This is a genomic window from Thermococcus sp. JdF3 (assembly GCF_012027495.1).
Lineage (GTDB): Archaea > Methanobacteriota_B > Thermococci > Thermococcales > Thermococcaceae > Thermococcus.
The window spans coordinates 82,511-100,500 of sequence record NZ_SNUK01000007.1 but is presented as its reverse complement, the minus strand read 5'-3'; the positions used below and the strand labels follow the sequence as shown (position 1 = coordinate 100,500).

Genomic DNA, 17,990 nt, shown 5'->3' with positions numbered 1-17,990 from the left:
TCTTTTCCCTTTTGTGTTTCCATTTTTCTCCGGTTGAGGGAATTTTGGCCAAAAAGTTTTTATTTGCTCATTCCTTTTTGAGTCCAGAAATGTTTGAGCAGGTCAGCTGTTCTAAAAAGGGAGAGGGGTAAGAGCGATGCAGACGAAAGTGGACCCAGAGGAGATTAAGAGGATCAAGAGGGAGATAGGGGCCCTTGAAAAGGAGAGAAACGAGATAAGGGCCAAACTGGATGAACTTGAAAAGGAGCTTCAAATCTGGATCCAGAAGAGGGACGAGAAGAACAACGAGGTCAAGGGGCTCCGCCAGAAGGGCAGGGAGTACAAAGCCAAGCGCGATGAAATCAACGCACAGATACAGGAGCTGAAGAAGAACCGTGAGGAGATAAACGCGAAGCTCGACCTCCTCTACCAGGAGATACTCGAGTACCGCACCAAGAGGGACGAGTACAACCAGCTCCGCAGACTTAAGATGCCGCCGGCGAAGATCCAGGAGAGGATAGAGAAGCTCGAATGGGAGCTCCAGACCAACCCGAACATCACACCCGACAGGGAGAAGCAGATCGTGGATCAGATACAGGTTCTTGCCACCGAACTTGAGATACTCCAGCAGGCCGAGCGCTTCCACAGGAAGCTTGTCGAGTCCAGGAAGAAGGTCGATCAGCTCAAGAAGGCCAGGAGGAACATAAGCCTCGAGATACAGAAGCTCGCCAACCAGAGCCAGCAGTTCCACGAGCAGATGATAGCGGCGTTCAACCAGGCCGACGAGGTCAAGAAGGAGGCCGACGAGTACCACGCCAAAGTCGTTGAGCTTCGCGACAAGATCAGGGAGGTCAGGAAGGAGCTCCGCAGCATCGAGAGGAAGATAAGGGAGTATGACGAGAAGCACAAGGAGCTCATCGCCTACAGGCTCGTTGCCAGGATGCACGCCAAGAAGGACGCCAGCTTCGAGAAGGCCGTCGAGGCCCTTGAGAAGTTCAAGAGGGGCGAGAAGCTCACCCTTGACGAACTGCTCCTCCTCCAGAGGTACAACCTTGTCTGAGGCCTGGCTATGGAAGTCATCAGGCACGAGGGGCCCGGAAGGCTGGGTCTCGTCAGGATAGGGGAGCGCTCATTCACGACCCCGGCATTGGCCGGGGTAGACTTCACGCTCTCCCCGTTCAACTCCTTCTTCCATCCCCGGGGGCCGGGGGAGTACGACTTCGACCTCGCCCCCGCGATACCCATCGGCTTCTACACGCCGGACGGGGTTATAGAGAAGGCCCTCGGAAGGCTCTGGAGCGTGAACTACGAGGGCTTCAACGCCTTCTACCTGCCCGCCCTTAGGAGGACGGAGTACCTTCCCGAGTTCTTCAAGATCATCGAGCGCTACAACTTCGATGCCGTCTATCTGGGCAACTCAAAGATTCTGGTGAGGGAGTACCGCTACTTTGTAAAGATAATCAGGGAGCTGCGCGAGAGGTTCCCCAACGTCATGATAATCGTCGACCTCGAGCCCTTCTTCTACCCTCTGGCAGTTTACCTCGGCGTCGATGCCTTCGATACCCGCTCTCTCAAGCTCTACGACTTCGAGGGGAAGGGCTTCACCGGGTACAGCCCGTTCCTCTGGAAAGACGAGCCAAACTCCCTCGACTTCGCGAAGGAAACGATACTCCTCGTCAGGAAAGCCCTGGAAGAAGGAAAGCTCCGCTACCTCGTGGAGAACTTCTTCAGCACCCAGTACCACGCGGGGATACTGAGGATAGCCGACTTGGAGCACGGGGATTACCTTGAGAAGTACACGCCGATTCAAAAGGAAACCGTCTACTTCATCAGCGACGCCTCGATAAGGAGGCCCGAAGTGAGAAGGTGGCACGAGCGCGTTGCCGGGCGCTTCGTCCCGCCGGGGAACACCGAGCTTGTGCTCCTCCTCCCGTGCTCGGCCAAAAAGCCCTACTCCTTCTCCCGCTCCCACACCCTCTACAGGAGGGCCGTCAAGGAGGCCCTCGGCTCTGGCGTTGCCAGAGTCCACGAGCTTATCCTCACCTCGCCCTTTGGCGTTGTCCCGAGGGAGTGGGAGTGGTTAGCTAAGTACGACATAGTCGTCACCGGCCACTGGAGCGAGGAGGAGATTAAACCGGCGGCAGAGCTCCTCGCGAAGACACTGGAGAAGTACCCGAAGGACGTTCCAATAATAGCTCACCTCGACGAGGCCTACGTCGAGATTGCAAAGCTCGCCGGCGAGCTGAGCGGGAGGGAGATAACCTTCACCCGCGTTGAGAACGGCACGACGAGCAGGGAGAGCCTTAAATCCCTCACCGAAATCCTGAGGGAGTTCGAGTTTGAGGGGACGAAGGAGGACAGGACCTACCGCTACTTCGAGGGCATAAGGAAGGTCTTCGACTTCTACTTCGGCCCCGGAGCCGGTGAGGCGGTTCTCCCGGATAATGGAAAGGTTAGGGGTTCAAAGATGCTCCGCCTCTTCGTTGACGGCCAGCAGACCGGAACCTTCAAAGACGGCGTAATAAGCGTCACTCCCTTCGGGATGCAGAGGATATACGACGCCGTTGGGAGCTACTGGGTGAATGTGGACTTCGAGCTCCGCGGCGACGTCTTTGCGGTGGGCGTTGATGATGCTGACCCCGTGATAAGACCGGACGACATAGTGGGCATAGTGAGGGATGGAAAGGTAACAGGCGTAGGAAAGGCGGTTCTAAGCGGGGATGAGATGGTTAGAGCCAGGAAGGGTGTTGCGGTCAAGGTCAGGAAGAGGGCGTGAGTATGGGAAGGGTTCCCGGCCTTCTACTGGTTCTTACGGTCCTCCTTTCGTTCCTTCCCGGTGCCTGTGCCGACTACCTTGGGGCCGAGAGCCTTGACTTTCACGTTTTGGCTGTGTACGGTGATTCCGCCCTCCTCTCGCTCGTCTACGTCCCCTACTCAACCTCGATGAGTGACATGCTTGTGCCCACGGGCTACTTTTACTACAGCTTCTACGTGAACTCAAGTGGGGTGTACTTCATCGGTGGATCCTGGGACACGCCGGTCGTTTACTGGTACCGGGGATTATACTATGTTTTTGTCCCGGACGAAGGGCGGGTAGATGTCTATAGAATGGGTGAGGACTGCTTCGAGAGGGTTACATCGGTGAAGACGGGCCTGGAAGGTTCGCCCAACTTCGCCGTGGCCGTGCCATACCTGGTGGTTCAGGTCTCGGAGAACGAGCTCCTTGCCATCAACGTCGCCAGAAACGCCACCGCCGGAATCCTCGATCTGAGGGAGACCGAGAGCGGTACCTACTTCAGGGGGGTAACGGTAGTCAAAGGGCAGTGGGGTGTTGAACTGGAGGGGGACGAACCGGAGAAGCCGCCGAAACCGTTGAATGTCGAGGTGGACAACGGAAGGCTTAAAATCCCGGGGAAGGGTGTGGAGCTATCCCTCCAGGCTGTTAGCGAGCATCTGTGGAATGCCAGGGAAGCGGGTCATCTCAGGGCGTACGAACTTGAGAACGCGCTCCTCCTTGTTCCACCGGACGTTACGCACTACTTCGCGCCAGATGCCAACTCCACGGGTGAACTGCTGGTCTTTGGAAACGAGAGCGTCCCTGTTCGGGGAATTTCGGAAGTTTCTCTCCTATACTACGATGGAAGCCTAAAGGTATTCCCACTCGGGGAGGCGTGGGGGAGCAGGTTTGCTGTGGGGGCCGATAACGTGACGTTCAGCCGGTGCGAGGTGCCGAGGACCTACGCCCTCGAGTTCTGGGCGGCGGTCGTTCTGCTCGCACTTATAGGCTTCACCTGGTTCTTTATGGTCCGGCGGTGAGAAAACTCTAAAAAGCCGCACTCCCCTTCTTTGACCATGCCGAGGCACTTCAAGCGGGGCGTCAAAAGGGAGCACCACTTTCTCAAGGGACTTGAGAAACCCCTTGAGAGGATAGCCGCGATACCCGGGGTCAAAAAGGTTATCCCCGGCAGGATCTACGCGAGCGATTCCAGGGGCTTCGAGATCAAGGTGACGAGAGAAACGCCGGCCGGGCTGAAGCTCGTCGCCAAGAGCAATGGAAGCGTTCAGGAGGTTTTTCTTGTCGTGGACAGGGCGGAGAGGGATAGAGTCCGGAGTGAGATAGAGCGCCTTTCCGACGGGTGGACGAAATAGTTTTAAACCTCGGCCTGTAACTATCGTTGATAGTCATGGGGAGAACTAAAACCGGGTTATGTCCTTACGATGTTACTGCGGTCTTCATTGCACTTGCCTATTCGGCTCTTTTGATGCATTTCAGCCTCGTTAAGTTCGAGTGCTTTCGCTACACCAGCCTTGACCTTGGGATCTTCACCCAGTCACTGGCCGGCTTCCTCCACGGCAGGCCCCTGTTCAACACCGTTGAATGGCAGCTCTACGGTGCGCCCAATCATCTCGCCGTTCACTTCCAGCCGTTTCTCTATCTCCTGGTCCCGATATTCGCGGTATTCCCGTCCCCAAAAACACTGCTCGTCCTCCAGACTGCTGCCCTGGGTTTCTCCGTGTTTCTGGCATACGTCCTCGCTAGGAAGCTCCTGCCCCCTCTGGAAGCGCTGGCGGCGACGGTTCTCTACGCCTTCAACTCCTCCCTCGTTGGCATAAACCTCTTCGAGTTCCACCCCGTCTCCTTCGCCGTCCCCCTCTTTATCCTTTCGGCGATTTTTCTGGTCGATCGCAGGGAACGGGCATTCTTCCTCGTTTCCGGGCTCATACTGACCATCAAGGAGGACGCCTTTCTCGGTGTTCTCTCCCTCTCCCTATGGTGGGCCTTCGGAGATGAAATCTCCCTCAAAAGCGCAAGGAAAAACCGTCCTCTGCTTCTTCTGGCGGCCCTCTCCCTGCTGTACGGGGCGGTGGTCATAAAGCTGGTGATCCCGGCCCTTGGGGGCGGCTACCTGTACGGGAGCCTCTACACCGAACCCCGGCTGGATAGGCAGAAGCTCCTCTACTTCCTCCTCTTCAACCTGAGCCTGGGCCTCCTGCCGCTCTTCAGACCCAGGAACGCCCTTCTTCTTACCCTCCCCTGGCTTGAAAACCTCCTGGCATCGAGGCCCAGCCAAACGACTTTCGGCTTCCACTACCCCTACATGACTCTTCCCCTCTCATTCATCGGTGCGGTCTTCGCGCTCAGGGAGCTCGACCTCAGGAGGATCCTTCCCGTTCTCCTGAGTGTTGGCCTTCTGGCTTCCCTGGCGACGATGCCGGTCGAGCTGAATCAGCCGGAGAAACCGCTCCCCCTCGTCTACCCCTCGGTTCTCGAACCCATACCCGGCCGAAAGGCGGTGGAACCGGTCATCGAGTTCCTCCTGGGGAGCAACCTTTCCGTCTACACCCAGCCGGCCTTTTACCCCGCCCTGGCCGTCAAGCCCGACGTTTACGTTTACCCCGCCGGGGTGGAGCCGGACGCGGTTCTCGTGAACGTGAAAACCTACCGCGGCAGGCTCTACCTTGAGAGGCTTCAAAAGATGGTGGACGGGAAGTACCGTCCCGTCTACTCCCGGGACGGCGTGATGCTGTACATCAGGGAGGGGCTGAACGTCTCGGTTTTTGGGCTGGTGCCCACAGGGTCCTAAAATAGGGGGCCTGGAAAAAGCAAATGTCATATCTCCTCGATCTCGGGCACCACCTCTTCAGGGGTTCCCGTCAGCACCACCCTCCCCGCGGCTATCACAACGATTCTGTCCGCGAACTCAACGAGGGGGCGCCAGATGTGGGAAACCACGACCATGTTGGTCCCCTTTTGGGCCAGCTCTCCTATAACCCCTGCGACTTCCTTTATCCCCTCCAGATCCAGGTTCGCCAGGGGCTCATCTAGGAGCACCAGCTCGGGCTTTCCGAGGAACGCCTGGGCCAGGCTGATCCTCTTGAGCATGCCCGCCGAGTACTCCCCCATCTTTCTGTTCAGGTACTTCTCGGCCGAGAATAGCTCCGCGGCTTTGATTACTTCCTCTCCGTCCAGCCCCTTGACCTCGGCGATGTAGGTGAGCCATTCCCTGGCCGTCCTGTGCTTTGGAAGAGCCGGCGGGTCGAAGGAGACGCCTATCCTTTTCCTTAGCCCGTCGTTGCTCCAGGGCTTCTCGCCCAGGACCCTGATTTCCCCTTTGCTCGGCCTGTACAGGCCGGCGCAGAGGTTCAGGAAGGTGCTCTTTCCGCCACCGTTGGGGCCGAGTGTCAGCGTCAGTCCCCCCTCGATTTCGAGGTTTATCGAATCCAGGGCCACCAGCCTGCCGAACCGCTTGGTGAGGTTCTTCGCGGTTATCATCTTCTCCTCCCCTCCATGAGCAGGACGGCCGCGAGTAGGAGGGCGCTCACACCTCCCAGGCCGTACCTGATGTTGAGAACGGTTACCGAGGGGTGCCTGTTGATCACCCTGACCGCCAGGGTGACCGGCGTCATCGACCCCACCGAGAAATAGTAGGGCCCCGAGTGCTCCAGCATCGCCCTGCCGCGGAAACTGCCCGTCACGTTCCTTTCGAGGATCGCCCTTCCGCTTTCGGGGTCGAAGACCCTGACGGTATAGCCGGTTCCCTCGTCGGCGCTGGCACTGAGCACTGCCATTCCCGCTGACGGCACCACCATTCCCTGCCCCACGAGGACGACCTCGGAAATCGGCTGGGTCAGGGCGTTCTTTTCTATCGGGAACACGAGGATTGTCATTATGACTATCGACAGCAGTACCGCCTTCAGGAGCCTCATGAGACGTCCCTCCACTCGCTGAGTATGAGGGCCACGCCGAGCATCACCGCCGGTAGAAGAAGCCCCACGTAGAAGGAACCGTCGAGGAACGCCGCCACCCTGTCGGAGGGGTAGAACTGGGTCGTGTAGGCTTTGAAGAACGCATCGTCGATCACCGCCGGGGGGAGGCTCCTCAGCTTGAGCACGAGGGGGGCGTAGAGGAGCGTTATGCTTCCGAGGAGGGCGGCGAAGGTGTTCGGGGAGAGCATAGCCACCAGGGCCGATAAAGATACCACGTAGAGCACCATCATGGCCCAGTAGAGGAGGTAGCCCGCTAAGAAGCCCTCCCCGAAGAGCGCCCTTCTCATCAGCTCCGGGACGTCCCCGTGAATGTATAAGAACGCCAGGAGGGCCGGCAGGATTGAGGCAAGGAAGAGCAGCACCATCGCGGAGAGCGCCTTTGAAAGGACCACCGAATGGTTTCTGACGGGCAGGCTGTAGATGCTCTTGGCAACCCTAGTGTCCCTGTCGTACCTGAGCATCAGGGAGACCAGCAGGGCCCCGGTGAGCGCGAATATCGTGTACTCCTCGGTTCCCAGCCTTGGGAGTATCAGTCCCAGGGTCTTGGCGGACTCGGAAGCAATTATCTCGTCCGGCCCGGCTATCATAAACACGGTATCGTTGCTCGTCAGGCCGGAAAAGAAGGTGATGCCGAGCATGACGAAGCCGAAGATGAAGACGAGCAGGTTGTAGGGATCCTCAAGCTCCCACCTTATCTGGGCCCTCATTGCCTCACCTCCTCAGCCTCAGGGCCAGGTAGACCGCACCCACGACCCCGGCAAGGATACCCGCCTTGACCCACAGGGAACTGTTATCCCTTCCCGGCGGGCCAGGGACGTCATCGGTGGGCGGCGCTGAGGGAACAGGAGTGTTCTCCGGAACACTGTTTTCGCGGGTCTGCGACTTTTCCCCGGCCCTGGTGTCGTCCGCTCCGCCAGAGGGCGGCGAGGTGACGATTTCCCTATCCTCCACCGCGGGCTTCTTTTCCAGGCTCACCTCGATCCTCTTCGACTCGCTCGGGGCCAGGATTACCTCCAGGCTCTTCGTGAGATAGCCGGGAGCCTTCACTGTGATGTTGTAGCGCCCAGGGCTGAGGGTGAGGTTTTTGGATTTGACCTCCTCGCCGTTAAGGAGCACCGTCGCGTTTTCCGGATAGGTTACCACAGTTAGGGCCGCGCTGGCCGGGGAGAGCCTCAGGAAAACACTCGCGCTCTCTGCCAGAACCACGGATTCTTTAGCTGAGAGGTTGCCCTTCGAGGCTACGACGGTGTAGTTCCCGGGGGGAAGAAAGAGCGTCGCGGGCGTTGTGGCGAAGACCCTCAGTACCCCGTCGGTGACCACGAGGGAAGCGTTGCCCGGCTCGGAATCGACCTTAAGGGGAACCGCTCTCACAGCCCTCCTCTCCACCGTCAGCGAGGACTTCACCTTTTCCATGTCCACGCTGATGTGGCGGGTTTCGTTGGGGGCCACCCTGACGAGGCACTGGACCAGGTAGGGGTTCTCCGCTATTCCCACCGTGTGGGTGTCGAGCTTATGGATCACCGGTATCCGTACCGTCCCGTAGTAGCTGACGGCGGTGGCGTTGTAAACGTCTCGGGGAATGGCTGGAACGTAGAGGCCCATGGGGGTGTAGAAGATGTAGCGGTTGTAGCCGCCGTTGATGTAGAACGTCAAACCCTGGGGCACGGAGTCTATCTCCAGCCGCGCCCAGGGGACGAGGTAGGTGGCGTTTCTGACGCGTTCCGAGTGAGTTGCCCCGGCGTGGGCCTCCACATAATCAATGCACGGTTCCCCGTCCGAATCCCCGAGGTGAACGAACGTCCCGTTTGGAATCAGGTAAACCTCTTCCTCCCCCCTCTCCACGAGGGCCATTGGGACCGGCCTGGAGATGTTCACGTAGAAGCTTCCGAAACCGCAGCCGGTGAACTGCCGGAGGGGATTAAAAGGCGGGTTGAGCTTCTCCCGGCTGTAGTTGGCGCTCTCGTTGAAGATTGCCCCTATCGACACGATCCCCTCCCCTGAAACCGCCTCCGCAATCTCGTCGGGATTCACGCGGAGGATTGTGGCTTCCCCAGCCTTCACCGAAACCCGGGCAACCACCGTGACGTTTCCGGTTATCCTGACTGTGTAGTTCCCCGGCTTGAGCACCAGGCCAACGGGGGTGGCGTACGAGCCCACCCCAACTATCTCGGCCACGTTTCCAGGTGCCTCGACGAACAGGTAGCCGGGCCTCTCCATCGTGCTTTCTCCGGCCGAATATGCCGGAGGAACGAGCAGACCGGCCATCAAAAACGCCAGAAAAATGAGCTTCCACCTCACCGCTTCCACCTCCTTTCCGTCCACAGAGCTGTCATGGCGAGAACGACGAGCGAGATGACGAAGAAGTACCTGACTGGGGTCGAAGGCGAGCGCCCGCTCCCGTAGTCCGGGAGCTTGACGTTCGTGTCGTAGAGGTTGAACCCCTGAGCATACCACTCCTTATCGTCCCCGCCCTCATCGATGAGCCTCTCCAGCTTCCGCGAGTTCACCCGATCCAGGGGTGATGAATCGATGACGCCAAGGCTGACGAGTTCCGGGGCGGCGTCGCAGAACAGCGTCGTTATCAAAATTCCCGTATCGATGTCGTATACCAGCTGGGTTATAGTTCCCACCCCTTCCCCTGTGCTCAGGTCGTAAACCAGGTAGCGGCTTCTCGCCTCAACGTAGAGATAAGGGGGCAGGAAATCCCTGTAATGCGTGTGGAGGACTTTGTCGTCCATCCAGGTGAATGAAACGTTCGTCACGACAACCTCGTCCCCCAGCAGGCGGTATTTCCTCATGAATTCCGGTGAAAGAACGTGTTTTCCTTTCCCCGGCGGGTGGGCGGGGTCTATGAAGAAGGTGGGTGGCCCGATGGGGGTACCATCTTCCTCGTAGTAGGTCATGTCACTCAGGTTAAGAAGGAGAACTTTCGAAAGAACCAGGCGCGGTAAGCTCTCTTCCGGTCCCACGCTCACGTCGTTCATTTCCAGGGTAACTCTGACGGAAGCAGTTTCGTTGGTAACGTTGAAAAATTCAAAAGTCAGGTACGAGTCGCCCCGCACCAGCAGGGGCACTATGGAGTTGTTATCCATTTTAACCTGGCCTGAAGCCCCCTCGTATGCCTCTTTTATTTTGACGTACGCATTCTTGGAGAGGAGCAACGGCCATACGGGGAACACGTTCACTTCGCGCTTATCCGGGTTTTCCGGCATTTTTACAGCGTATTTGACGTAGGTTCCTTCCTGGAACCAGTATGGGAGTGAGTAAATGGGGTGTGTGGTTGCTGAGAGTGTCAGGAGTGCCAGGACAATAATGGAAGTTTTCCTCATTCCCTTCTCCACCTCCAGTTAAGGAAGGCTGTGAGAACCAGGAGTGCAAGTGAAGCCGCGAAGAAGTACTTCATTCCCGTGTTGGGAGCTTTCGACGACGATGTTTCAGGGAATTTGATGTTAGTATCGTAAAGGTTAAAGCCGGGATTCCAGAGCTCATGGGGGGTTTCGCCCCTGTCCTTAAGCCTCTCATTCCTTTCGGAGGCTGAATAATCATGACTGTCGCCGTTTATTACTCCGAGGACCAGCAACTCTGGGGTCACATCAAAAAATCCTGTTATCAAAACTCCTGTATCAAAGTCATAGATGTAGTTGTTCCAGATTGTGGCCGAGTAATAACCATCACTGAGTTTCCAGTAGAAAGGAACCTGTGAGCTGGATATGTGGATATATGGGGGTTCGAAAGTGCGATAATATGTGTTTAACTTTGTATGCTCCCACGAAGAATAGGATACATTGTCCACAAGAATGTCCCCGGTTGCAGCGCCTAATTTCCCGACGCGACTCATATTTACCAGTAGACTTCCTTTGGGGGGCAGGTTCTCTGGGAAGACAAGAAAAGTTGGTCTCCCGAGTACTGAGCCGTTGTCATCTATGTATTCCATGCGTCTAAGATCCAGAGTGAGGCTTGTGGACATAACAATTTTATCTAAATAATACCTGTTGTAAATCCAGACATCGTTAAGTTCGAGGGTGGTGTTTACCAGCGCAGTCTCATTTTGTACATTCAATATCCTGAACGTCAAAAACACGTTCCCCCGAACCATCAAGGATACAAGCTCATCTGCACCAGTACAGTTTAGACGTCTTAAAATTAGATCCCTGGGCTGTTCTGGCATTTGAGACAGGTAAACCTCGAAGATGTTAACATCGTATTCTTGGGGATTGTCGGGAGCTAACAGGGCATATTTTAGGTAAACACCCTCTAAAGATGTAGGGGTGGATGACACTGGGGAGAGAGATAATACAGCAAGCTCGAGGATAATAAAAAGAGAAATATTTCTCATCAATTCACCCCCAGTAGTTGGGTAGGTATGCTATTGCAGTGGGTGGAGGCGTTGCTGCCTGCGGCGTTCACTAGACCTACAAGCAACCCTCCAATTAGAAGGACTCCGAGCAGTATCCTACGCTTCATGGTGGTACCTCCACAGGAGGCATTAGTAATGACGTGCCGGGCCTTATAAGTCTTACGTTTTAAGGTTGTGTTTAACACACCTGGTCAAGTGGATCTAAAAACAGCCAATATCTGTCGTACAGCGGTCAATCTGTGGCCGGGTAACGTGCCCGGTTCCTGAGAAGTTCCCCGTGGTCGGACTATCAACGAACCCAAAAAGGTTTAAAGCGGAGATTTGACTCTAAATCTCTCCCTTCCCCTCGAAGAATGCCTCAAGCTCCTCGTCGCTTATCCCGTCGTCCGTTTCCGTGTAGCCCAGCTCCCTCTTCTGGAGTTCTATGAGTCCGGGGGTGAGAAGGAGTTTTCCGTTCAGCTTCGGCACCGCGTAGTGGAGCGTTATCTCGCTGAACTCGTCCAGCTTTATCGTGGGGTTAAGCTCGTACTCAATCTCCCCCAGCCTCTTCCCTTCCGCGATAAGCTTCGCCACTATCGCCGAGCCGTCTATGGAAAACTGCACGCTCCCGATGTGCCTGGCCTTCGCTCCTTCGATCTTCTCGGTTATGAACTTCTTGGTTTTCCCCGTGAACTCGAAGTCGCCAAGAATTCCCCCGACGACGATTATGCTGTCTTCCTCAATGTCCTCAGGTTTCAGCTCCTCCTCAGCGAAGGGGTCGAGGATTATGAGCTTCGACCTGTCGAAGGGGAACTCTGTGACGCTCTGGCTCAAAACGCTTCCCAGCTTCGCGAGTTCTTCCCTTTCATGAGGTTCTACGTTGGTGAATATCAGCCTCTCCCCCCACCACTCGCTCGCGTGCCTGTACTCGAGCAGGACCCAGTCGCGCAGTTCCTCCAGGTGTTCTATGAGCAGGTACGGCATGAGCATCACCACGCCCGCTTTGCCCTTTGGTCTTAAAAGCCTGCCGACTCCCCAATCCTGCCCAGCAAGGGTTTTAACGGGGAAGGACGAGTTGCACCCATGGGCTTTCGGGAGAAGTACGCGAAGCTCGGCGAGAGGTACGAGAGGATAGACGGCCCGCTGGAGAGGTTCTTTGACCCGCTGAGGAGGAAGGCGGCCGGCTACGTCGCCGGCAGGGTGCTCGAGGTCGGCGTCGGCACGGGCTTCATGCTCCCCCATTACCCACGGGACATCGAGCTGCACGCGATAGATGCCGTCCCCGAGATGGTGGAGGTGGCGAAGGAGAGGGCCGAGGAAATTGGTTTGAACGCCAGATTCTACGTGATGGACGCCGAGAAGCTGGAGTTTCCGGACAGCAGCTTCGACACCGTCGTTTCCGCCTTCGTCTTCTGCACCGTCCCGGACCCGGAGAGGGCCATGGCAGAAATACACCGCGTCCTTAAGCCCGGCGGGAGGGTAATCCTGCTTGAGCACACGAGGAGCGACTGCAGGCTTCTGAACTGGCTGTTTCTCAAACCCCTCGACGTTCTCCTTGGTCTTTTGCTGGAGGACAACACGCTGAGGGAAACGCACCTTCTGGCCAGAAACTACTTCGAAATCGAGCACGAGGAGAGCCACTACCGGGGAATAGTCCGGCTCATAGTGGGCAGGAAGGGGTGAGGGAATGAGCGCGAGAAAAATGTGGTGCGGTGGCCGGGATTTGAACCCGGGTTACCGGCTTGGGAGGCCGGTGTCCTGGACCAGGCTAGACTACCACCGCCCTGGCCCGCTATAATTAAGCCGTTCTCCATTTAAAAGCTTTATCGTTCCCGCCCGAGGACTATGCCCCCAACTATCATCGCCAGTCCCGCCACGGTTGCCGGCGCTATGCTCTCCCCCACGACGATGGAAATGAGGAACAGGCTCAGGAAGGGCACGAGGTAGGCCAGGTTGGAGGCAAAGGCCATGTCTCCCTCCACCGCCCGGTACCAGAGGAGGAACGTAACTCCCATCTCGAACAGGCCGACGTAAACCGCCCCCGCGAGGCCTTCCACGGGTGGTACCGTGAGGTTGCCGGTCGCGACCGCAACGATTGAAACGTATGCGAAGCCGAAGAGGAAGTTCCAGAACATCTTCTCAACGAGCTGTCTCTCATCGCGGAGGTTGAGGAGCCAGTAGGCTGCCCAGACCACCGCGCTTCCCAGGCCGAGGGCAACGCCCAGCGGGTCGGTGAAGTTTAGCCCCCCCAGGTCACCCTTCGTCGCCACGACGAGGGCACCGAGGAATCCGAGGAAGAGACCGGCCATGGTTCTGGCACCCGGTTTCTTTCCGAGGAGCGGGATTGAGAGGAGCACGAGCATCAGGGGCCAGGTGTAGTTTAAAGCCTGCGCTTCTTGGGCCGGCAACCTGTCGTAGGCAGAGAAGAGCACGGTGTAGTAAAGCAGGGGGTTTATCAGGCCGAGGTATGCCGAGCGGAGGTTATCCCTCCTTGGGCTGAAGTCCCTCGCATAGAGAAGCCCGAAGAGTGCGAGCGAGGTCAGCGAGGCGTAGAGGAGAAGCTGGAGCGGGCTCATGTAGCGGAGCGAGAGCTTGAAGGCGGAGGCGACCGTTGACCAGAGGAGAACCGCACCGACTGCGTGTTTCCTTGACATGACCTCAGCTCATCTCTGGGAAATATAAATCCAGCGATTTTGGCCTTCCGAACAAAATTTGGTTCTGCCCCCGTTACCGGGTAACGGTACCGTTACCTAAAAGGTTTTTGGAGAAAAGAAAGGGAGGAATCACTCCTCCCTGAAGGCCCCGTACTTCTTGGGGTCGTAGAAGGGCGGAGCTACCGTTATCGCCTTCCTCGGCTTGCCCCTTATCTCTATCTCCAGCTCAACGCCCGGCTTCGCGTACTCCTCCTTCACGAAGGCTATTCCTATGCCGATTCCGAGGAGCGGTGAGCTGGTTCCGCTGGTGACCTCGCCGATGAGTTCGCCGTTCGCGAGAACTTTGTAGCCCTCCCTCGGGATTCCCTTGTCGACCATCTTGAAGTGCACCATCTTCCTGCCGAGGCCCCTCTCCCTCTGCTTGAGGAGTGCATCTTTTCCTATGAACTCCTTGTCCCAGAAGATGGCGAAGTCGAGGTTGGCCTGGAGGGGAGTAACCTCGTCTATATCGGTGCTGAGGAGCTGGAGCTCCTTGGTCTCGTTGCCGTAGAGGGTGTAGCCGGCCTCAAGCCTGAGCGTATCGCGAGCTCCAAGTCCGGCGGGCTTTATGCCGTACTTCTCTCCGGCCTCAAGGATGGTCTTCCAGACGTGAAGGGCTTTCTCCGGCTTTCCGCGCTTGCTCTCGTCCGGGTGGTAGGGGTTGGCGTCCTCGAAGTAAATCTCCCAGCCGTTCTCGCCGGTGTAGCCGCTCCTCGAGAGGAGCATCTTAATTCCGTCGAGCTCGACCTCCTTCGCCTGGAACCACCAGAGCTCGTTGATGTCAATGCCGAAGAGGTCTTTTGCGAGGTCCCTCGCCTTCGGACCCTGGATTGAGAACATGACCATGTCGTAGGTTTTGTTTTCTATCTCGAGGTCGAGGTCTCCGAACTTCTCGATTCCGCGCTTTATCGCGTTGAACCAGGCCTCGAGCTTCTCGAAGGCGTCGCTGTCGCAGACCATCATGTATGTGTCGTTTCCCATGTTGAAGACCAGGGTTTCATCCTTAACCGCTCCCCTCTCGTTGAGGACGAGGGTGTAGGTTCCGCTTATTGCCGGAGGCTTGCTTATGTCATTGGTGGTAACGTACTGGAGGAACTCCAGGGCATCTTTACCGCGGAAGATGAACTCCCCCATGTGAGAGACGTCGAAGATTGCGACGCTGTTTCTAACGGCGAGGTGTTCGTCCTTTATGCTGGAGTACCAGATGGGCATCTCCCAGCCCGCGAACTCCTCGACCTTCTTGGCGTTCTCCTTATGCCAGTCGAATATGTGGACCCTCTTGACCATAGCTATCACCGTTCAAACTTCAATCGGGGCGTTATAACCCTTTCCAATACATGGGCAACGATAATAAGCATCAACGTCCAAATTAATACTGAGGTGTTCGAGATGTTTGAGAAGGTACTGTACCCGACCGACTTTTCGGACGTGTCCATACACGCCCTGCGCACCTGCATCCCCAAGCTCGTTTCCATGGGGGTTAGGGAGCTCTACCTCATCCACGTCATCGACATAACCATAGCCGAGTTTGAAGCCTTTGAACTCGAGGACGTGTATCGCGAGAGGCTGGAGGGGCTGGCTGAGGAGCTCAGGGGGGACGGTGTAAAGGTCGAGGCGATTGTGAGAATAGGAATCCCCTCGATGGAAATAGCCGAGGCCGCCGAGGAGAAGGGAGTGGATCTGGTGGTCATCCCCAGCATGGGCGAGAACATATGGAGGACGATGTTCGTCGGAAGCACGGCCTCGAACCTTGCGAGGGCCACGAAGCGGCCGGTCCTGCTCCTCAAGTACGCCAACAGGGACGGTAAATTTGAGCTGTCCGGGGACTGTTCCGAGGTCTTCAGGCGCCCACTGGTGACTTTGGACTTCTCAAACTGCTCTATAAAGGTTCTCAAGACCGTCCGGAAGTTTGAGGAGCTGGTGGAGAGCGGGCTCCTTCTGCACTCGGTTGACTATGGCAGCATGGACGAGCTGGAGCACAACATAGAGCTGGCGAAGAAGAACCTTGAGAAGTCCATGCGGGGGCTGAGGGCGCGGTTCGAGACCGAGGTGATGGTTGGCTCGGCGAGCCAGGCGATAATAGGGACGTCGCTCGCCAAGAACTCTACCCTCATAGTCATCGGCAAGAAGGGAAGGAGCTTCATCAAAGACCTGCTCCTTGGCAGCACTGCGGAGCGTGTCATAAGGGACTCAAAAGTTCCTGTGCTGCTGGTTCCGTGTGATTGACCTCAGTCTGGAACGGCTTCCACATCAGGATTCGGTAGCTACCCTGTTGCCATCATCGGTCTTTTTCCCATTCTCTCACAGGCTTATAAACCTACCCTTCATTCCCTCCTGCTCTCACCGGTCATCACTGCGGAGGCCATCATATGGGCCAGCCGGAGGGGTTCGGGGGTTAGGCCGGTCCGGGTGGTGGCCCGGATTATCTCGACCGCGGTCTTCTCGTCCACACCTGCGGCCTGGAAATAGAGCTTTTCGGGTATCGCCTCAACCAGTGGGGGTGCCTTTTTAAGAATCCCGAGCCTCTCCTCCGCATCGGGGAAGTGTTTCCTGAGCGCGGCCTCCATCGCCCCGATGTCCGGTCTCTTCCGAACGACTACTATAACCGGCAGTCCGGTTTCCCTGTGGAGCTCCTCCAGGTCAACGACGTTGAAGCCGGCGTAGGTTATGCCCTTGAGCATTATCACCCGCAGGTCTTTGAACCTGGATGAGATGATGGCGTCTATCATGGCCTCCGTGGCGTCCTTTCCGTCGACGGTTATCCAGCGCGAGAGAACTCCAACAACCTCCTGGGAGCCCTTCATGACGACGCCTATCAGAATCGTTTTCTCCCGCTGGAGTTTGGAAGAGAAGGAGAACGTCCCATCGTCAAACCCAACGACGCGTATCTGGGGCTTGACCTTCCTTATCATGACAGCACCTTCTCGAGCCACTCCGCGTATTCATCGTTTACCTTGTCCACCTCTATCCTGGCTATCACGGGAACCTCGTAAGGGTGCATCTCTTTGATGGAGTCCCTCAGCTCCCTCCACTTCTCGACCTCTGTCTTGAGTATGGCTCCGACTTCGGTGTCCTCCTCGATCTTCCCCTGCCACCAGTAGAACGCCCTGTGCTCCCTGAGGTTGGCGCAGGCGATGAGCTTCTTCTCAAGGAGGGCTTTCACCACCTTCTCAGCGCTCTCCCAGTCAGGGAAAGTTGTGTAAACGAGTATCATCTCCATCCTCCCACCCGCCTTAAGCTCAACGGATAAGCTTAAATCGGTTGCGGGGGTAGTAGGGACGGGATGTGGTATGGAGCGGGTGAGGGCGCACCTTAGAATCCACGGGCGCGTTCAGGGGGTTGGTTTTCGCTGGAGCATGCAGAGGGAGGCGAGGAAGCTCGGCGTCAGCGGGTGGGTGAGGAACCTGCCCGACGGTACTGTTGAGGCCGTTGTGGAGGGGGACGAGGAGAGGGTCGAGGCCCTGATAGGATGGGCACACCAGGGACCGGCACTCGCCAGGGTAACCCGCGTGGAGGTAAAGTGGGAAGAGCCGGAGGGGCTTGAGGGGTTCAGGGTCACCGGGTAGCGGCTATGCGCTCCATCAGGACTCTCTTGGGGCAGTACTTGACCTCGCAGTAGTTGCAGACGTACTTCTCCTTATCCTTCTCGGGCGTGTGGAGTATGAGCTTCCTGAAGCCCTCCATCTCTTTGATCCTCACGAAGACCTCGACGGGGAGCGTTCCGTCAATGACTATGTATAGTTTCGTTGGCTCCTCGCGCAGGTTCCTGCTGAAGACCTCCATGACGGGAACCCCGTTCTGATGGAGGAGCCCGAGCACCTGTGAGAAGCCCTGGAGGTACTTCTCCTTGTCCAGCTCTATCTCGAGGACTTCCCATCCCATCAGGGGGGCGACGTCGATTAGGCTGGGTAATGGGTTGAGCTTCTCGAAGATCAGCTTGAGCGGGTAGGTCTTCTCTATGTATTCGATGGTATGGTAGACTATCTTTCTGTTGACCCCGATTATCCTGGCGAGCTCGCTTATTGGAACCTCGACGTTTCGGAGGTATATCTTACCGTTCTTTACGCTGAGGCCGTTCTCGAAAAGGAACTCGGCCACCTTTCTCCTGGCGGGGTAGTTCTTGAAGTAGGCCTCGAGTATGAGCATCATTTTTGTTCACCTCTTACCCACATATGAGTAGGAATGGATATTTAAATCTTTCCCCGCGGCGCAAG

Annotated in this window: 21 protein-coding genes and 1 tRNA gene; 8 read left to right on the top strand and 14 right to left on the bottom strand. The window is 56.9% G+C overall.

Annotated elements, in window-relative coordinates:
- The first annotated feature begins 136 nt into the window (after positions 1-136).
- The 5 genes from E3E42_RS11320 to E3E42_RS11300 are packed head-to-tail and all read left to right on the top strand — an operon-like array spanning position 137 to position 5,564.
- On the top strand, positions 137-1,039 hold the full coding sequence (locus E3E42_RS11320; RefSeq protein WP_167904757.1) for a coiled-coil protein: 903 nt from the start codon (positions 137-139) through the stop codon (positions 1,037-1,039).
- A 9-nt stretch (positions 1,040-1,048) separates the two neighbouring features.
- Positions 1,049-2,755, top strand: coding sequence for an archaeosine synthase subunit alpha (arcS, locus tag E3E42_RS11315; protein ID WP_167904756.1), 1,707 nt, complete (start codon positions 1,049-1,051; stop codon positions 2,753-2,755).
- Positions 2,756-2,757: 2 nt separating this feature from the next.
- The gene (locus E3E42_RS11310) at positions 2,758-3,795 is read left to right on the top strand and encodes a hypothetical protein (RefSeq protein ID WP_167904755.1); all 1,038 of its coding nucleotides are present in this window, start codon (positions 2,758-2,760) and stop codon (positions 3,793-3,795) included.
- Positions 3,796-3,831: 36 nt separating this feature from the next.
- The gene (locus tag E3E42_RS11305; RefSeq protein ID WP_167904754.1) at positions 3,832-4,128 is read left to right on the top strand and encodes a DUF2103 domain-containing protein; all 297 of its coding nucleotides are present in this window, start codon (positions 3,832-3,834) and stop codon (positions 4,126-4,128) included.
- Between the two features lie 35 nt (positions 4,129-4,163).
- Positions 4,164-5,564 (top strand): DUF2079 domain-containing protein, encoded by a 1,401-nt coding sequence (locus tag E3E42_RS11300; RefSeq protein WP_167904753.1) that lies wholly within the window; start codon positions 4,164-4,166, stop codon positions 5,562-5,564.
- A gap of 26 nt (positions 5,565-5,590) precedes the next feature.
- On the opposite strand, the gene E3E42_RS11295 is transcribed toward E3E42_RS11300, so the two are convergent.
- The 8 genes from E3E42_RS11295 to E3E42_RS11265 form a co-directional block, all read right to left on the bottom strand.
- The gene (locus E3E42_RS11295) at positions 5,591-6,253 is read right to left on the bottom strand and encodes an ABC transporter ATP-binding protein (RefSeq protein WP_167904752.1); all 663 of its coding nucleotides are present in this window, start codon (positions 6,251-6,253) and stop codon (positions 5,591-5,593) included.
- Positions 6,250-6,687, bottom strand: a complete 438-nt coding sequence (locus E3E42_RS11290; protein ID WP_167904751.1) for a hypothetical protein — start codon at positions 6,685-6,687, stop codon at positions 6,250-6,252. Before E3E42_RS11290 ends, E3E42_RS11295 begins: the two co-directional genes overlap by 4 nt.
- On the bottom strand, positions 6,684-7,454 hold the full coding sequence (locus E3E42_RS11285; RefSeq protein ID WP_167904749.1) for an ABC transporter permease: 771 nt from the start codon (positions 7,452-7,454) through the stop codon (positions 6,684-6,686). The genes E3E42_RS11290 and E3E42_RS11285 overlap by 4 nt, the downstream gene beginning before the upstream one ends.
- Positions 7,455-7,458: 4 nt before the next feature.
- Positions 7,459-9,045, bottom strand: a complete 1,587-nt coding sequence (locus E3E42_RS11280) for a PEGA domain-containing protein (protein WP_167904748.1) — start codon at positions 9,043-9,045, stop codon at positions 7,459-7,461.
- On the bottom strand, positions 9,042-10,076 hold the full coding sequence (locus E3E42_RS11275; protein ID WP_167904747.1) for a hypothetical protein: 1,035 nt from the start codon (positions 10,074-10,076) through the stop codon (positions 9,042-9,044). Before E3E42_RS11275 ends, E3E42_RS11280 begins: the two co-directional genes overlap by 4 nt.
- Positions 10,073-11,083, bottom strand: coding sequence for a hypothetical protein (locus E3E42_RS11270; RefSeq protein WP_167904746.1), 1,011 nt, complete (start codon positions 11,081-11,083; stop codon positions 10,073-10,075). The genes E3E42_RS11275 and E3E42_RS11270 overlap by 4 nt, the downstream gene beginning before the upstream one ends.
- Positions 11,083-11,211: a hypothetical protein gene (locus E3E42_RS12115; RefSeq protein ID WP_255453650.1), complete on the bottom strand. Its 129-nt coding sequence runs from the start codon at positions 11,209-11,211 to the stop codon at positions 11,083-11,085. Before E3E42_RS12115 ends, E3E42_RS11270 begins: the two co-directional genes overlap by 1 nt.
- A gap of 220 nt (positions 11,212-11,431) precedes the next feature.
- On the bottom strand, positions 11,432-12,067 hold the full coding sequence (locus E3E42_RS11265) for a hypothetical protein (protein ID WP_167904817.1): 636 nt from the start codon (positions 12,065-12,067) through the stop codon (positions 11,432-11,434).
- A gap of 99 nt (positions 12,068-12,166) precedes the next feature.
- Here E3E42_RS11265 and E3E42_RS11260 point away from each other — a divergent pair, with 99 nt between their 5' ends.
- Entirely contained in the window at positions 12,167-12,766 is a 600-nt protein-coding gene (locus tag E3E42_RS11260) for a class I SAM-dependent methyltransferase (protein ID WP_167904744.1), read from the top strand.
- Between the two features lie 22 nt (positions 12,767-12,788).
- On the opposite strand, the gene E3E42_RS11255 is transcribed toward E3E42_RS11260, so the two are convergent.
- The 3 genes from E3E42_RS11255 to gcvT form a co-directional block, all read right to left on the bottom strand.
- Positions 12,789-12,866, bottom strand: a tRNA-Gly gene (locus E3E42_RS11255).
- A gap of 40 nt (positions 12,867-12,906) precedes the next feature.
- Complete coding sequence (locus E3E42_RS11250; protein ID WP_167904743.1) at positions 12,907-13,737, bottom strand: DMT family transporter; 831 nt, start codon at positions 13,735-13,737, stop codon at positions 12,907-12,909.
- A 129-nt stretch (positions 13,738-13,866) separates the two neighbouring features.
- Positions 13,867-15,063 (bottom strand): glycine cleavage system aminomethyltransferase GcvT, encoded by a 1,197-nt coding sequence (gene gcvT / locus E3E42_RS11245; RefSeq protein WP_167904815.1) that lies wholly within the window; start codon positions 15,061-15,063, stop codon positions 13,867-13,869.
- Positions 15,064-15,165: 102 nt separating this feature from the next.
- Here gcvT and E3E42_RS11240 point away from each other — a divergent pair, with 102 nt between their 5' ends.
- A complete protein-coding gene (locus E3E42_RS11240; protein WP_167904741.1) occupies positions 15,166-16,002 on the top strand; it encodes a universal stress protein in 837 nt (278 codons plus the stop codon).
- A gap of 98 nt (positions 16,003-16,100) precedes the next feature.
- Here E3E42_RS11240 and E3E42_RS11235 read toward each other — a convergent pair whose 3' ends face one another.
- Together E3E42_RS11235 and cutA are read right to left on the bottom strand one after the other, a co-directional pair.
- Positions 16,101-16,688: a DUF99 family protein gene (locus E3E42_RS11235; protein ID WP_167904739.1), complete on the bottom strand. Its 588-nt coding sequence runs from the start codon at positions 16,686-16,688 to the stop codon at positions 16,101-16,103.
- On the bottom strand, positions 16,685-16,996 hold the full coding sequence (cutA, locus tag E3E42_RS11230) for a divalent-cation tolerance protein CutA (RefSeq protein WP_167904737.1): 312 nt from the start codon (positions 16,994-16,996) through the stop codon (positions 16,685-16,687). The genes E3E42_RS11235 and cutA overlap by 4 nt, the downstream gene beginning before the upstream one ends.
- Positions 16,997-17,066: 70 nt before the next feature.
- On the opposite strand from cutA, the gene E3E42_RS11225 reads away from it, so the two are divergent.
- Positions 17,067-17,342: an acylphosphatase gene (locus E3E42_RS11225; RefSeq protein ID WP_139681473.1), complete on the top strand. Its 276-nt coding sequence runs from the start codon at positions 17,067-17,069 to the stop codon at positions 17,340-17,342.
- On the opposite strand, the gene E3E42_RS11220 is transcribed toward E3E42_RS11225, so the two are convergent.
- Positions 17,332-17,925: a regulator of amino acid metabolism, contains ACT domain protein gene (locus E3E42_RS11220; protein ID WP_167904735.1), complete on the bottom strand. Its 594-nt coding sequence runs from the start codon at positions 17,923-17,925 to the stop codon at positions 17,332-17,334. The two genes, E3E42_RS11225 and E3E42_RS11220, sit on opposite strands and share 11 nt — an antisense overlap.
- Positions 17,926-17,990 lie beyond the last annotated feature (65 nt).

Bases quoted from the DNA above. Each gene is read 5' to 3' on its own strand.
- E3E42_RS11320 (WP_167904757.1), top strand. From the start codon at position 137: ATGCAGACGAAAGTGGACCCAGAGGAGATTAAGAGGATCAAGAGGGAG.
- arcS (WP_167904756.1), top strand. From the start codon at position 1,049: ATGGAAGTCATCAGGCACGAGGGGCCCGGAAGGCTGGGTCTCGTCAGG.
- E3E42_RS11310 (WP_167904755.1), top strand. From the start codon at position 2,758: ATGGGAAGGGTTCCCGGCCTTCTACTGGTTCTTACGGTCCTCCTTTCG.
- E3E42_RS11305 (WP_167904754.1), top strand. From the start codon at position 3,832: ATGCCGAGGCACTTCAAGCGGGGCGTCAAAAGGGAGCACCACTTTCTC.
- E3E42_RS11300 (WP_167904753.1), top strand. From the start codon at position 4,164: ATGGGGAGAACTAAAACCGGGTTATGTCCTTACGATGTTACTGCGGTC.
- E3E42_RS11295 (WP_167904752.1), bottom strand. From the start codon at position 6,253: ATGATAACCGCGAAGAACCTCACCAAGCGGTTCGGCAGGCTGGTGGCC.
- E3E42_RS11290 (WP_167904751.1), bottom strand. From the start codon at position 6,687: ATGAGGCTCCTGAAGGCGGTACTGCTGTCGATAGTCATAATGACAATC.
- E3E42_RS11285 (WP_167904749.1), bottom strand. From the start codon at position 7,454: ATGAGGGCCCAGATAAGGTGGGAGCTTGAGGATCCCTACAACCTGCTC.
- E3E42_RS11275 (WP_167904747.1), bottom strand. From the start codon at position 10,076: ATGAGGAAAACTTCCATTATTGTCCTGGCACTCCTGACACTCTCAGCA.
- E3E42_RS11270 (WP_167904746.1), bottom strand. From the start codon at position 11,083: ATGAGAAATATTTCTCTTTTTATTATCCTCGAGCTTGCTGTATTATCT.
- E3E42_RS12115 (WP_255453650.1), bottom strand. From the start codon at position 11,211: ATGAAGCGTAGGATACTGCTCGGAGTCCTTCTAATTGGAGGGTTGCTT.
- E3E42_RS11265 (WP_167904817.1), bottom strand. From the start codon at position 12,067: ATGCCGTACCTGCTCATAGAACACCTGGAGGAACTGCGCGACTGGGTC.
- E3E42_RS11260 (WP_167904744.1), top strand. From the start codon at position 12,167: ATGGGCTTTCGGGAGAAGTACGCGAAGCTCGGCGAGAGGTACGAGAGG.
- E3E42_RS11250 (WP_167904743.1), bottom strand. From the start codon at position 13,737: ATGTCAAGGAAACACGCAGTCGGTGCGGTTCTCCTCTGGTCAACGGTC.
- gcvT (WP_167904815.1), bottom strand. From the start codon at position 15,063: ATGGTCAAGAGGGTCCACATATTCGACTGGCATAAGGAGAACGCCAAG.
- E3E42_RS11240 (WP_167904741.1), top strand. From the start codon at position 15,166: ATGTTTGAGAAGGTACTGTACCCGACCGACTTTTCGGACGTGTCCATA.
- E3E42_RS11235 (WP_167904739.1), bottom strand. From the start codon at position 16,688: ATGATAAGGAAGGTCAAGCCCCAGATACGCGTCGTTGGGTTTGACGAT.
- cutA (WP_167904737.1), bottom strand. From the start codon at position 16,996: ATGGAGATGATACTCGTTTACACAACTTTCCCTGACTGGGAGAGCGCT.
- E3E42_RS11225 (WP_139681473.1), top strand. From the start codon at position 17,067: ATGGAGCGGGTGAGGGCGCACCTTAGAATCCACGGGCGCGTTCAGGGG.
- E3E42_RS11220 (WP_167904735.1), bottom strand. From the start codon at position 17,925: ATGATGCTCATACTCGAGGCCTACTTCAAGAACTACCCCGCCAGGAGA.